The 13,968-nt window shown below is 59.6% G+C and carries 10 protein-coding genes; 1 reads left to right on the forward strand and 9 read right to left on the reverse strand.

The features are described 5' to 3' along the window. Positions 1 to 24: 24 nt before the first annotated feature. The 9 genes from E6W33_RS00250 to E6W33_RS00290 all read right to left on the reverse strand — a co-directional run bounded on the left by E6W33_RS00250 (position 25) and on the right by E6W33_RS00290 (position 12,050). Complete coding sequence (locus E6W33_RS00250) at positions 25 to 612, reverse strand: histone H1-like DNA-binding protein (protein WP_136413164.1); 588 nt, start codon at positions 610 to 612, stop codon at positions 25 to 27. 521 nt (positions 613 to 1,133) lie between these two features. Beyond that, entirely contained in the window at positions 1,134 to 2,333 is a 1,200-nt protein-coding gene (locus tag E6W33_RS00255; protein WP_136413165.1) for a ribonucleotide-diphosphate reductase subunit beta, read from the reverse strand. A 119-nt stretch (positions 2,334 to 2,452) separates the two neighbouring features. Further along, on the reverse strand, positions 2,453 to 5,362 hold the full coding sequence (locus E6W33_RS00260; protein WP_136413166.1) for a ribonucleoside-diphosphate reductase subunit alpha: 2,910 nt from the start codon (positions 5,360 to 5,362) through the stop codon (positions 2,453 to 2,455). 360 nt (positions 5,363 to 5,722) lie between these two features. Beyond that, positions 5,723 to 6,319, reverse strand: a complete 597-nt coding sequence (gene ampD, locus E6W33_RS00265; protein ID WP_136413167.1) for a 1,6-anhydro-N-acetylmuramyl-L-alanine amidase AmpD — start codon at positions 6,317 to 6,319, stop codon at positions 5,723 to 5,725. Next, a complete protein-coding gene (locus tag E6W33_RS00270) occupies positions 6,316 to 7,761 on the reverse strand; it encodes a sigma-54 dependent transcriptional regulator (protein ID WP_136413168.1) in 1,446 nt (481 codons plus the stop codon). Before E6W33_RS00270 ends, ampD begins: the two co-directional genes overlap by 4 nt. Beyond that, entirely contained in the window at positions 7,758 to 9,482 is a 1,725-nt protein-coding gene (locus E6W33_RS00275) for an ATP-binding protein (RefSeq protein WP_247869472.1), read from the reverse strand. Before E6W33_RS00275 ends, E6W33_RS00270 begins: the two co-directional genes overlap by 4 nt. 102 nt (positions 9,483 to 9,584) lie before the next feature. Further along, on the reverse strand, positions 9,585 to 9,830 hold the full coding sequence (locus E6W33_RS00280) for a PP0621 family protein (RefSeq protein ID WP_136413169.1): 246 nt from the start codon (positions 9,828 to 9,830) through the stop codon (positions 9,585 to 9,587). Next, the gene (gene ccsA, locus E6W33_RS00285) at positions 9,827 to 10,636 is read right to left on the reverse strand and encodes a cytochrome c biogenesis protein CcsA (RefSeq protein ID WP_136413170.1); all 810 of its coding nucleotides are present in this window, start codon (positions 10,634 to 10,636) and stop codon (positions 9,827 to 9,829) included. Before ccsA ends, E6W33_RS00280 begins: the two co-directional genes overlap by 4 nt. Positions 10,637 to 10,706: 70 nt before the next feature. Next, entirely contained in the window at positions 10,707 to 12,050 is a 1,344-nt protein-coding gene (locus E6W33_RS00290; RefSeq protein WP_282183672.1) for a sigma-54 dependent transcriptional regulator, read from the reverse strand. Between the two features lie 410 nt (positions 12,051 to 12,460). Between E6W33_RS00290 and ffh the strand changes: the two genes are divergently transcribed. Next, a complete protein-coding gene (gene ffh, locus E6W33_RS00295) occupies positions 12,461 to 13,828 on the forward strand; it encodes a signal recognition particle protein (RefSeq protein WP_136413172.1) in 1,368 nt (455 codons plus the stop codon). The last annotated feature ends 140 nt before the right edge of the window (positions 13,829 to 13,968 follow it).

Below are 13,968 nucleotides of genomic sequence, written 5' to 3' on the forward strand. Positions count from 1 at the left end.
CAGGCATCCAAGCGAGCTCGGCTATTACGGACGAGTGCCGGTCGGGAACGGCCAGGCCGCTGCCGGGTTCAGCACAGTCTTCACAGCAGGCGCTGCAGCGGCAGGCTTAGCAGCAGGCTTGGCAGCCGGCTTCTTAGCTGCTGCTTTTTTCGGGGCAGCCTTCTTGGGAGCCGCAGCTTTTTTCGCTGCAGGCTTGGCGGCCTTCTTGGCAGCTGCTTTCTTAGGAGCTGCTGCTTTCTTAGGAGCTGCTGCTTTCTTGGCTGCCGGCTTCTTGGCGGCTGCTGCTTTCTTCGCTACCGGCTTCTTGGCAGCTGCTGCTTTCTTCGCTACCGGCTTCTTGGCAGCTGCTGCCTTCTTCGCTACCGGCTTCTTGGCGGCTGCTGCTTTCTTCGCTACCGGCTTCTTGGCGGCTACTGCCTTCTTCGCTACCGGCTTCTTGGCGGCTGCTGCCTTCTTCGCTACCGGCTTCTTGGCGGCTGCTGCTTTCTTCGCTACCGGCTTCTTGGCGGCTGCTGCTTTCTTCGCTACCGGCTTCTTGGCGGCTGCCGGCTTCTTCGCCGGGGCTTTCTTTGCAGCGGGTTTCTTCGCTGCTGCTTTCTTTGCTGTTGCCATTTGTTTCTCCTTCACGTGATGAGAAAGTTCAAACTTCGAGGTTTTGGAAACCCGCCCGGTCCATCGCGATGGGCCTGGCGGATTATTCATCGGCACAAGCAAGCTTCTGTTTGCGCTAATGAATTCGGCACCAGCTGAACTGCTGCATCACCTCATTCATGCAGCACTTCAGCCTCAATCAGCTACGCCTCTCTTCTGCAAATCACCGCCGCGCGTCGGCGGTGAGGGAGGTGCAAGCCACGCGCTCAAATGGCGCTGCGGCAGTCGTAGCCAAAAAAAACGCCGGCAACAATGCCGGCGTCGGAATACAGTTTGTCAAAAACCAACAGGTTTTTCAGAGCAAACGCTGCCTTGCCCGACTGAGTCGGGGTCAGCGGAAATAACGTAGAAGATCGATGCGTTCGTCTACTGTTCATTAAACTTGGTTATAGCCCTTCAGTTTGCAGCAGCCTATCGGGTCGATATGTGCTGACTGCCGTCTCTCCCCACCTCGCTAATCGCTTTGAGCTTTTTTGCTTCTTTTATTCCCAGCTCAGCGCACCGCCGGTTTGGTATTCGATCACGCGTGTCTCGAAGAAGTTGCGCTCTTTTTTCAGGTCGATCATCTCGCTCATCCACGGGAAAGGGTTTTCTTCCTGCGGGAACATCGGATCGAGACCGATCTGCTGCGCGCGACGATTTGCGATGAATCGCAAGTACCCTTTAAACATCGGCGCATTCAAACCGAGCACTCCACGCGGCATTGTATCCTCTGCGTAGCGATATTCCAACTCCACTGCACGTAAAAACAACGATTTGATCTCGTCACGAAATGCAGCAGTCCACAAATGCGGATTCTCGAGCTTGATCGTGTTGATCAGATCGATCCCGAAATTGCAGTGCATCGACTCGTCGCGCAAGATGTATTGATACTGCTCCGCCGCTCCCATCATCTTGTTCTGGCGACCGAGCGCGAGGATCTGCGTGAAGCCGACATAGAAGAACAATCCCTCCATCAGACAGGCGAACACGATCAGCGAGCGCAGCAGCGTCTGATCGGCTTCGATCGTGCCGGTCTTGAATTCCGGGTTGGTGAGTACGTCGATGAACGGAATCAGGAACTCGTCCTTGTCGCGGATGGACGCGATTTCCTGATAGGCGTTGAAGATCTCGGCTTCGTCGAGTCCGAGCGATTCCACGATGTACTGGTAGGCATGGGTGTGAATCGCTTCTTCGAATGCCTGGCGCAGCAGGTACTGGCGGCACTCCGGCGCGGTAATGTGGCGGTAGGTGCCAAGCACGATGTTATTGGCGGCAAGAGAATCGGCGGTCACAAAGAAGCCGAGGTTGCGCTTGATGATGCGACGTTCGTCCTCGGTCAGGCCGTTCGGGTTCTTCCACAGCTCGATGTCGCGCTGCATGTTGATTTCCTGCGGCATCCAATGGTTGGCGCAACCGGCCAGGTATTTGTCCCACGCCCATTTGTATTTGAACGGAACAAGCTGGTTGACGTCGGTCTGGCCGTTGATGATGCGCTTGTCGGCGGCGTTCACGCGGCGCGCTGCTGCTTCCGGCGAGGCGGCTTGCGGCTTGCTGACCAGCGCGGGATCGAACGCGATGTCGTTGAATTGGGGAGTGCGCGAAGCCGACGGCGTCACGGCGGCCAGCGCCGGCTGCAATTGCGGTTGCGGAGCTTGGGCAGGTTTTGCGACAGGGGTTACTTCGTCATCCCAACTTAGCATGGCTGATCTTCCTTACGAGTATTGTAGTTGCAGTTGCGTGATGTTCAAGTCGGCGCGGCAGCGCCTCGCATGTCGTCGGCGATCGGTATGGCCACGTGCCGTACCGATCGCGTGTCGTGTTACTGGCAGGCCTCGCACTCTTCGAAGCCGGGATCGCCCGGACGCAGCATGCAAGCCGGGCCGGCGACATCATCTGCTGACGCTGCTGCCGGAGCAGCCGACGCCATGCTGCCGACCCCGCCATTTGCCGACACGGCATTCAGTGCACCAGCCTTGGAGGTCGACTTCTCGGCATGCGTGGCGCCGATGGTACGCAGGTAGTAAGTGGTCTTCAGGCCGCGCAGCCAGGCCAGCTTGTAGGTCTCGTCCAGCTTCTTGCCGGATGCACCCGCCATGTAAATGTTGAGCGATTGCGCTTGATCAATCCATTTTTGACGACGCGACGCCGCTTCCACCAGCCACTTCGGATCGACCTCGAAGGCGGTTGCGTAGATATCGCGCAGGTCCTGCGGGATGCGGTCGATCTTGGCCAGGCTGCCGTCAAAGTACTTCAGGTCGGCGACCATGACCTCGTCCCACAGACCACGCGCCTTCAATTCACGCACCAGATTCTCGTTGATCTCGGTAAATTCGCCAGACAGGTTCGACTTGACGTACAGGTTCTGATAGGTCGGCTCGATGCAGGCCGACACATCGATGATGTTGGAGATCGTCGCGGTCGGTGCAATGGCCACGCAGTTCGAATTGCGCATGCCGTGCTGCTTGATGCGCTCGCGCAGGGCCGGCCAGTCCATGGTTTCGCTGGTGTCGACTTCCAGGTAGCCGCCGCGCTCCTCCGCCAGCAGCTTGAGCGAGTCCTGCGGCAGGATGCCGCGATCCCACAGCGAGCCGCGGTAGGAGCTGTAACGGCCGCGCTCTTCCGCCAGTTCGGTCGAGGCCCAGTAGGCGAAGTAGCACACCGCTTCCATCGAACGGTCGGCGAACTCGACCGCTTCCATGGAGCCGTATGGAACGCGCGTCATGTGCAGGCAGTCCTGGAAACCCATGATGCCCAGGCCGACCGGACGGTGGCGCAGGTTGGAGTCGCGCGCCTTCTTCACGGCGTAATAATTGATGTCGATCACGTTGTCCAGCATGCGCATCGCGGTACGGATGGTGCGCTGCAGCTTGGCGTGGTCGAGTTTGCCATCCTTCATATGGGCCGGCAGGTTGACCGAACCCAAATTGCAGACCGCGATTTCGGAGTCGTTGGTGTTCAGCGTGATCTCGGTGCACAGGTTGGAGCTGTGGACGACGCCGACATGCTGCTGCGGGGAACGGATGTTGCACGGATCCTTGAAGGTGATCCACGGATGGCCGGTTTCGAACAGCATGGACAGCATCTTGCGCCACAGGTCGAGCGCCTGGATCTTCTTGAACAGCTTCAGTTCGCCGCGGGCAGCCTTGGCTTCATAGCCGGTGTAGGCTTCCTCGAAGGCGCGGCCGACTTTGTCGTGCAGGTCCGGCACGTCGCTCGGGGAGAACAGCGTCCACTCACCCTTTTCCATCACGCGCTTCATGAACAGGTCGGGAATCCAGTTCGCGGTGTTCATGTCATGTGTGCGGCGGCGGTCGTCGCCGGTGTTCTTGCGCAGGTCGAGGAATTCCTCGATGTCCATGTGCCAGGTTTCCAGGTAGGCACAGACTGCGCCCTTGCGCTTGCCGCCCTGGTTGACGGCGACGGCGGTGTCATTCACAACCTTGAGGAAGGGAACCACGCCCTGCGATTTGCCGTTGGTGCCCTTGATGTGGGCACCCAGCGCGCGCACCGGGGTCCAGTCGTTACCCAGGCCGCCGGCGAACTTGGCCAGCAGCGCGTTTTCCTTGATGGCTTCGTAGATGCCGTCCAGGTCATCCGACACCGTGGTCAGGTAGCAAGAGGACAGCTGCGAGCGCTGGGTGCCGGAATTGAACAGGGTCGGCGTCGAGCTCATGAAGTCAAAGGACGACAGCAGGTTGTAGAACTCGATGGCGCGCGCTTCGCGGTCGATCTCGTTCAGTGCCAGGCCCATCGCCACGCGCATGTAGAAGGCTTGTGGCATTTCAATGCGGGTGCCGTCGATGTGCAGGAAGTAGCGGTCGTACAGCGTCTGCAGGCCGAGGTAGCCGAATTGCAGATCGCGTTCCGGCTTGAGCGCGTCGGCCAGTTGTCGTAGGTCGAACTGGGCCAGCTTGGCATCGAGCAGGTCGGCTTCGATGCCCTTCTTGATGTATTTCGGAAAGTAATCAATATAGTGTGCAGCGGCATCAGCCTGCGCCACTTCCTGGCCGAACACTTCCTTGCGGATAGTATGCATCAGCAGGCGAGCGGTGACCTTGCTGTAGGCCGGGTCCTTTTCCATCAGCGCGCGGGCAGCCAGGATGGCGGACTTGTGCAGCTCTTCGACCGGCACGCCGTCGTACAGGTTTTTCACGGTTTCAGCAAGGATCGCTTCCGCATCGACATGCTTTTCCAGGCCGACGCAGGCAGCGGTAATCAGGTTGCGCACCTGATTGAGATCGAGCGGACGACGCTGGCCGTCTTCGGTGACATGCAGCTGCGGCATATCGGAGGGTTTGGCGGCTTGCTGCTGCGCACGCTCTTCCATGCGCTTCGCGCGATACAGCACATAGGCGCGGGCGACGTCATGTTCGCCCGAGCGCATCAGCGCCAGTTCAACCTGGTCCTGCACGTCTTCGATATGGAAGGTGCCGCCGGCCGGCTGGCGACGCACCAGGGCGGACACCACATTGGAGGTCAGTTGCTCGACCAGTTCACGCACGCGTGCGGATGCGGCACCCTGCCCGCCGTTCACGGCGAGGAATGCCTTGGTCACCGCGATGGAAATCTTCGAAGGCTCGAATCCGACAACCGCGCCGTTGCGACGGATGACCTTGTAATCGCCAAGACTGACAGACAGATTCGAGGAGGAAGAAGACGTGCTGATTTGCGGGGAGACCAGGCCGAGTTCGCCGGGGGACTTGTGGGAAACCTCTTGAGTAGTATGCATCTAGCCTCCTAAGACTGTATTGCTGGCAGCGTTGCTGCTTATGGTTATTAAATTAGAACGCCCAGGAAAACCGGGGTTCGCGAATTGACGCGGACGGTGTACGGCGGCGTTTCGGTGAATCCGAGTGCGCCGCGCAATGCCCATCCAATAGGGAGAGCTGTTCACGGCTCGCCCACCATCACAATCTGTATATCGAGGAACAACCTGAACAGCCCATCAATGGGAAATCGCAGCACCACTATATGTAGTGGCATGCGCTGCGATTGAGACTAATTCTAGTGTCAGGTCCGGGAGGATGCAATATCTTTTTTACTTGATCTGCATTAATTTTTTTAGCAATTTCTGCGTTGACTTTTTCTTTTATCCGTGCAGAAACCGAAGTGTGTGCAGCGCCAACGAATGTGGTTCTTTTTGAATCAAGCACTTGCGGTAGCCATCCCAGTCGAAGAACGGACCAGGGTCCGTCTTGCGGCCGGGTGCGATGTGTTCATGACCGGCAACATCGGTGAGAGGATAGCGGGCTCGCAGCGCGTGGGTGAGCTCGGCCAAGGCATCGTATTGCGCGCCTTCGAACGGTTCAAAATCGGTGCCTTCCAGTTCGATGCCTATCGAAAAATCATTGCAGCGCTCTCGCCCGCAAAACGACGACGCACCCGCATGCCATGCACGCTCGTTGGCGGAGACAAACTGCATCACCGTGCCGTCGCGCCGGATCAGGAAATGGGAGGAAACACGCAGGGTGCGCAGCTGGTCGAAATACGGATGTGCATCGCAGTCGAGCCGGTTGGTGAAAAGATCGGCGATGTACGTTCCGCCGAACTGGCCGGGCGGAAGGCTGATGTTGTGAATCACCAGCAGATCGATCGTGGCATCGGCGGAGCGTGCATCGAAGTTGGGCGACGGCAGGCGCTGCACGCCACTGCTCCAACCGTCCTCGCCTATCTGGAATCGGTTCATGAATCCGGTTCGTGAATGGATAGTCGCTGCATGCGATAACGCAGCTGGCGGAAGCTGATGCCGAGCAATTCAGCCGCCTGCGTCCGGTTGAAATGGGTTCTTGCCAGTGCCCGACGAATGATCTCGCGCTCGACATGATCGAGATGCTCTGGCAGTGAACATGGCAGCTCGACTTCGACAGGAAGCGCACTTGCGGCAACCGCACGTTCCGGTCCGGCGGCAGGCGCCGCCGGCGGCTCTGTCGGCTTGGCTACGTGTTGCGCATTCGACAGATCGCTCACGGATACCGGCTTCAGCGCAAGGTCTCCTACCTCGATGACACCTCCGTTGGCAAACGCCAGCGCTCGCTCAAGAATATTTTCCAGCTCGCGCACGTTGCCGGGAAATGGATAGGACTGCAGTGCTTGCAGCGCCTGAGGCGACAGCACAGCCCTGCTGCCGCAAGAAGACAAGCGCTCCAGCAGCGCGTCGGCCATCTGGCTGATATCTTCCAGGCGCTCGCGCAGCGGGGGCAAACGCAATTCGATGACATTCAGGCGATAAAACAAATCCTGGCGGAACGTCCCCCTTTCCACGCATGAGGCCAGGTTCTGATGGGTTGCGCTGATCAAACGCACATCGACCGGCTCCTCCACCGTGGCGCCGACCTTGCGGACGCGACGCTCCTGGATTGCGCGCAGCAACTTCACCTGCATCGGCAACGGCAAGTCGGCGACCTCGTCCAGCATCAGGGTGCCGCCGTTGGCTGCCTGGAAGAAGCCGTCGCGATCATCATTGGCACCGGTGAACGCGCCTTTGCGATAACCGAAAAATTCGGCTTCCATCAAGGCTTCCGGAATGGCGCCGCAATTGACCGCGATGAACGGCTTGTCAGCGCGCGCGCTATGCGCGTGTATGTCCCGTGCGGCCAGCTCCTTGCCGCTGCCGGACTCGCCTGTGATCGCGACCGGCGCCATGCTGCGCGCCAGCCTGACAATCTGCGCGCGCAAGTCTCGCATGACTGCCGAATCTCCGGTCAGGCGCGAAGTAGCCGCCTCCACCTGGCCAGACGACGGACTCGACCCGCTACCGGCATGTTGGGTGCGCAGCGCCGACTGCACCATCAGGCGCAACTGATCCAGGCCGATCGGCTTGGACAGGTAGTCGAACGCTCCGGCCTTGAGCGCGGCGACTGCATTGTCGGCGCTGCCAAATGCGGTAATCACGGCGATCGGAGTGTTCTTGTAGGTACTCGCCACCTCGCGCACCAACTCAATGCCAAGTCCGTCCGGCAGGCGCATATCGGTCAACACCAATGCATACTCGTGCTCTGCGAGGAGCGCGCGTGCTGCCGCGAGCGTTTCGGCGCAATCGACATCCAGACCCATCTTGACAAGCGTGATCTCAAGCAGCTCGCGCAGGTCGGCTTCATCGTCAACGACCAGGATACGGGGTGCGGTCATAATGAATGCAAGTCAGGTAAAAGTGTGTCGTCCATGGCAAAGGTAATGACGAACCTGCCGCTCGGCTGATCCATTCCGCCCTTCGAGAAATCCATGCGGTATTCGTAATCGAGCATGGCGCCGTTATTCAAACACAATTCGCGCGCCAGGTAGAGACCGAGACCGGTCCCCTTGCTGGAAGTCGTGTAAAAAGGCTCGAACAAATGCGACCGGACTTCCGGTGAAATGGCCGGCCCGTCATCCTGGACATGCAGCTCAAGCCGGTTTGTCGCCGGGGAAATCGCGTGGATCCGAATACTTGCAATGCGCCCACTGGCGTAGCGTATTGCATTCGACAGCAAATTGATCACCACTTCCCGCAAGTGCAGCGGATCAAAGCGCACATGAAGGCGGGCCATGGGACCGAAAGCGATGACGCCTGACGCGACCGCGTGCCCTTCCACGAACTCGTCGACGATTTCGGCAAGAAAGGGGCCGAGCGCCAAGGGCTCATGACTCACATGCGCCCGACGCGACAGCTTGAGGATATCTTCGATCATCCGGTTCAGGCGGACCACGTTATCGCCGACGATTTTCAGCAAGCGAGACTGGGTCGGATGCGTGATGTCCTCGTTGAGCAGCGATGCAGCATGGGAAATGGCGGACAGCGGATTGCGCACTTCATGTGCAATGCTGGCGGTCAGTCGCCCCATCGACGCAAGCTTGAGTTGTTGCGCCTGGTTTTCGATTTCGCTGACATTTTGCATGAAAATGACCGTCCTGCCCTCGGGCAAATCGTCCGAGGTGACCTTGGCAAAACGCAACTTCAAGTGGGCGAAGAGTTCGCGCCGCCCATCAAGAATCAGAGTCGAATTTGCGGCGAAATGGTTGCCAGGTTTGATCATCACATATGTGGAGGCAGCGGTGTCCGTTTCAGTCGCTTCGGCGGGACGCGCGCGCCATGCAGAAAAGGCTTCCGCAATCGGCACCAGGGAGGAAATGTCGACCAGCTTCATAAGGGCCTGCTTGTCCGCAAACGACAGGCCAAGCATGCGCTCGGCCGCCGGGTTCGCGGCATACACTTCGCTGTCCCTGCCCACGACGAGGATTCCGTCGCCCATATCGGAAATGACGAGGCGATTGATCGCCTCTTGCAGCTGCAGTTCTCGTCCGCGTTGCGCCGCCAGCTCCTCCTGCTTGATCAGCTTGGCGGCGAGGCGATTGATCACATAAATCGCTGCAAAAAATGCCGCGCCGTACAATCCGGCCCGTGAAGGTGAAGCGTCCGGCATCGAGTGCAGAAGCTGGTAAGCGCTCTCCGACAACAAGATCAGCGTTACCACCGAGACAAAAAACAGCGCCAGCAACAGTGGCGCGAGAATGGCGCAACCGGCAAGCGGAAACAGATACAGAATGGCCAGGCCGGTCTTTGCGCCGCCGGCAGCGATGTACAAAAGCGAGATGGCGGTGATGTCGACGGAGAGTTGCGCCAGCAATTGAAGCATGAAACGCTTCTGGGAATACACGGACAACAGGGCGAAGGCAACGGCCAGCACCAGATACACAATGGCGGTCTGCCAATCCGCCTGAAAGCCCGCCTCGCCGCTCCCCTTTACCGCGTTGAAACTGAGGTAGACCAGCAGCACCAGCACAATCACGATACGCGTGACGCTGAAAGTCTGAAGCGGGCGCCAGAGAGTATCGCGCCCTTCGCGGCGGGCCAGTTGGGCCACCTGCATCATCGCGTGGCGCCTTTAGGCAGTGGAAAAACCGGATTCATGCGTGGGTGTTGCAGGAAGCGCCGGCGCCACGCCGGCAGGCGTGCGGCAGCCAGGAGGTGGTCGTCAAGGCCCGACATGTTTGAGACGGTGCTCATCGCTGCAGAACACCTTGCCGGACGCAGCGGTGACGGATTCCGAGGCAGGAATGTACACGCCGCAATGTGCGCACTGCACCATCGGCTCGATCAGCTTGTCCTTCTTGGAGGTGCTGGAGGTGCCGGAGGCGTGACCGGTGCTTGAAACCTTATTGCTCCGGAGCAGCCACATCACGACGATGAAGCCGATGGCGGCCCACAACAGCAGCTTCATGCCAAACCTCTGTGCAGCACGACTTCCAGCACGAAGCGGCTGCCGACATAAGCCAGCAGCAGGGTTGCAAACCCGGTGAGCGTAAACCGCAGCGCCGTCTTGCCGCGCCATCCACGCCAGACGCGGCCAGCCAGCAACGCGCCGAACAACACCCAGGACAGCATGGTAAAGATGGTTTTGTGATCCCACTTGAACGCCTTGCCGAACAATTCTTCGGAAAACACCACGCCGGACAGGACAGTGAGGGTCAACAAGCCGAAGCCAAAGCCGATCATGCGAAACAACAACTTTTCCATGGTCAGCAGGGCCGGAAGCCGGTCAAGCGCAAGCGCCAGCCAGCCGCTCTTCGATGCGTCGGGCGGGGTGTGCAAACGAGATTCTTGCAAGGCCATCAACACGGCATGAAACGCCGCGATGGTCAGGGAGCTGTACGCCAGGATGGCAATTGCGACATGCCACGGAAACAAGGCAGTCTTGCCCTCCAGCGGTACCACGCTGCCGGGGAACAGCACCGGCAGAACCACGGCCACGGCGGCAGACGGCAGCACCAGGATGCGCAAGCCGTCGAGCGAGAAGTTACGATTTTCCAGCCAGTACGCCGCCACTGAAATCCATAGCGTTGCCGATAACATGATGGCAAATCCGATGCGCAGCGATCCCGGCGCAATCATATCCGCCCACAGCGCGCCGCCGTGCAGCAACCAGCCAGCTGCGATTCCGGCAGAAATGGCCATACGGTGGCGCGACGGCAGGAAAGCACAGGTCGCGTAAAGCAATGCTGCGAGGACGAAAAAATAGGTGTACATCACGCGAGTTGATTATTGGCAGACCTTGAGTTTACACCATGGCCGATCAAACGCGCGTGCGCACAAGGTCTTATTCGGCGGCACGGCCGGCAGATAGCTGGTACTTTTTCAACTTGTCATACAGCGTCTTTTTCGGCACGCCGAGATGATCGGCTGTCGCCGCGACGTTACCTTCATTCACCTCCAGGGCTTCGGCAATCAGCATCCGCTCGTACGCGTCGACTCGTTGCGGCAGGCTTTCCACTTCCGCCTGTTCTCCGGCCGGGATGCCTGCGGCATCTGCCACGCCTAGCACCAGCCGGTCTGCGAAATTGCGCAACTCACGTATATTCCCTGGCCATTCGCGGATCTGCCACTGCGCCATCCTGGCAGCACTCCATTGAGGGACGGGCCGCCGGTATCGCAGGGCCGCTCCCTGCACGAAATGCGCGAGCAACAAGGGGATGTCGTCGCGGCGCTCGGCAAGCGTTGGCAGATCGATACTCACGACACCGATGCGGTAGTACAGGTCTTCCCGGAATTGCCTCCGCGCGCTCAACGCCAATAGATCTGCCTTGCTGGCTGCAATCACCCGGCAGTCGATCTGGATCCGTTCGTTGCCGCCAAGCCGTTCCAGCTGCCGTTCCTGCAATACGCGCAACAATTTCACCTGCAGCGCGAGAGGCATGGTCTCGATCTCGTCGAGAAAAATGGTGCCGCCATTGGCGTATTCCAGTTTTCCGATGCGCCTTTTCTGTGCACTGGTAAAGGCACCCGCTTCATGACCGAAGACTTCACTTTCGAACACGGACTCGGGCAAGGCACCGCAATTAATCGCCACAAACGGCCCCTTGCAGCCGCTGGCGGCGTGCAACTGACGCGCCACGACCTCCTTGCCGGTGCCCGTCTGGCCGTTGATCAGGATATCGACTGCGGCCGGGCCGACCGATCGGATCAAGGTCCGCACCCGTTCAATCGCCGGCGACTGCCCGATCAGGGCGGGCACGTCCGGATCCGCACTCCAGGCCGCCTTCAAGCGGCGATTCTCGATCACCAGCCGGCGCTTTTCCTGCGCCCGCCGGACCGTTTCCATCAATCGTTCCGCGGCGAACGGCTTCTCGATAAAGTCGTAGGCCCCGGCGCGCATCGCGTCGACAGCCATGCCGACATCGCCATGACCCGTGACGACGATGACCGGCAAATCGGGATCCAGCGCGACTACCTGTGCCAGCAATTCCAGACCGGAGCGCCCGGGAAGTCGTACATCGGTCACGATCACGCCGCCAAATTCCGCCTTCAGCCAAGGTTGCGCCTGTTCGACGCTGGCACAGGCTTGCACCTTGAATCCGCCGAGTTCCAGCGTCTGCGCGGTCGCCATGCGCACCGTTTGTTCATCTTCAACAAGCACCGCTTCGAGCAATTCAGTCGCCGGCAAGTAATCCTCCATCAGGGCGGGTTAAGTTGGATGAGAGCGGCAGCCGGATCACGAACTCAGATCAGCGTCGGCCACGCAGCGTAGTCACGGACTTCAGCAAGAATCTCATATTACCCCCGGCAAATGCGCGACATGGACGAAAAACTTGCATTTCTCCAATGTCGCCTTCGCGTCCGGGTCACTTACCCAGCGTGCGATAAATATTTATTACGCTCCCGAATTTCACGCTCCACCAGTGATGCGAGGCAGTTCGCCTCCAGTCAATCGCACGCATTGCGCCCGCTTTCCATATTTCCGCCAAATCGACCCGTGAGAGCGAGAGAAGCGACTGCATCGGGTAAAATGAGGCCTGTTCCCGATGCCTCATCCAGCAGCATCGTCCCACCCCATTTCTTGATATATCGTCACCCATGCTCGACAACCTGACTCAACGACTGGCCAAAGTCGTCAAAACGATGCGCGGCGAAGCGCGTCTGACCGAATCCAATACCGCCGAAATGCTGCGCGAAGTTCGCCTGGCGCTGCTTGAGGCTGACGTGGCACTGCCGGCTGTGCGCGAATTCGTCGCTCGCGTAAAGCAGAAGGCACTGGGCGAGGAAGTCATCGGTTCGCTCACTCCCGGCCAGGCCCTGGTCGGCGTAGTGCAGCGTGAGCTGGCCGCGATCATGGGTGCCGATCTCGGTCCGGACGCCTCGCAACTGAATTTCGCCACCCAGCCCCCCGCCGTCATCCTGATGGCCGGCCTGCAGGGCGCCGGCAAGACCACCACCGTGGGCAAGCTCGCCAAATACCTGCAGGAACAGAAAAAGAAGAAAGTGCTGACCGTCTCGACGGACGTGTATCGCCCTGCCGCCATCGGCCAGTTGCAGACAGTAACGACCCAGGTCGGCGCTGACTTTTTCCCGTCTTCACCGACCGACAAACCGGTCGATATCGCCCTGGCCGCGCTCGATTATGCGAAGAAGCATTATCACGACGTTCTGATCGTCGACACCGCCGGCCGGCTCGGCATCGACGAAGCGATGATGCAGGAAATCGCCGCCTTGCACACAGCGATCAAGCCGATCGAAACTCTGTTCGTGGTCGACGCCATGCTCGGCCAGGACGCAATCAACACCGCCAAGGCATTCAACGACGCGCTGCCGCTGACCGGCATCGTGCTGACCAAGCTGGACGGCGACGCACGCGGCGGCGCAGCATTGTCGGTGCGCCACGTCACCGGCAAGCCCATCAAGTTTGCCGGCGTGGCCGAAAAGCTGGACGGACTGGAAGCCTTCGATCCTGACCGCATGGCCAGCCGCATCCTCGGCATGGGCGACATCCTTGCATTAGTCCAGGAGGCGCAAAAAGGCGTCGACGTTGCAGCCGCCAAGGACCTGGCAGAGAAAATCAAGGTCGGCGGCAAGTTCGACCTGAACGACTTCAAGGCGCAGCTGAGCCAGATGAAGAAAATGGGCGGCCTCTCCGGTCTGATCGATAAGCTGCCCGCACAGTTCCAGCAAGCCGCCGGCAATGCCGACATGAACCAGGCGGAGAAACAGGTACGCCGGATGGAAGGCATCATCAATTCAATGACACCGCAGGAGCGCGCCAAGCCGGAGCTCATCAAGGCGTCACGCAAGCGCCGCATCGCGGCGGGCGCCGGTGTGCAGGTGCAGGAAGTCAACCGCATGCTCGCGCAATTCGAGCAGATGCAATCGATGATGAAGAAGCTCAAGGGTGGCGGCCTGATGAAGATGATGCGCGGCATGAAAGGCATGCTGCCCGGCGCTCGCTGACACCCTTCGTCGTCAGGCTACATATTCCTGCCGTCCAGACGTGGACGGCAGGAGTAAAGCAAAATTCCTCCGCGCTGGCGACCTGCCCGCCCTCCCCCGAACCTGCACTTCATCGAGCGAGAAATCGCCTCCTCACGCGT

The sequence above is a fragment of the Herbaspirillum sp. ST 5-3 genome (assembly GCF_004804275.1).
In the GTDB taxonomy this organism is placed as follows: Bacteria; Pseudomonadota; Gammaproteobacteria; order Burkholderiales; family Burkholderiaceae_D; genus Noviherbaspirillum.

Coding starts and splice junctions, on each gene's coding strand:
- E6W33_RS00280 (WP_136413169.1), bottom strand. CDS start 9,830: ATGAAGCTGCTGTTGTGGGCCGCCATCGGCTTCATCGTCGTGATGTGG.
- E6W33_RS00260 (WP_136413166.1), bottom strand. CDS start 5,362: ATGCATACTACTCAAGAGGTTTCCCACAAGTCCCCCGGCGAACTCGGC.
- ampD (WP_136413167.1), bottom strand. CDS start 6,319: ATGAACCGATTCCAGATAGGCGAGGACGGTTGGAGCAGTGGCGTGCAG.
- E6W33_RS00275 (WP_247869472.1), bottom strand. CDS start 9,482: ATGATGCAGGTGGCCCAACTGGCCCGCCGCGAAGGGCGCGATACTCTC.
- E6W33_RS00270 (WP_136413168.1), bottom strand. CDS start 7,761: ATGACCGCACCCCGTATCCTGGTCGTTGACGATGAAGCCGACCTGCGC.
- ffh (WP_136413172.1), top strand. CDS start 12,461: ATGCTCGACAACCTGACTCAACGACTGGCCAAAGTCGTCAAAACGATG.
- E6W33_RS00255 (WP_136413165.1), bottom strand. CDS start 2,333: ATGCTAAGTTGGGATGACGAAGTAACCCCTGTCGCAAAACCTGCCCAA.
- E6W33_RS00250 (WP_136413164.1), bottom strand. CDS start 612: ATGGCAACAGCAAAGAAAGCAGCAGCGAAGAAACCCGCTGCAAAGAAA.
- ccsA (WP_136413170.1), bottom strand. CDS start 10,636: ATGTACACCTATTTTTTCGTCCTCGCAGCATTGCTTTACGCGACCTGT.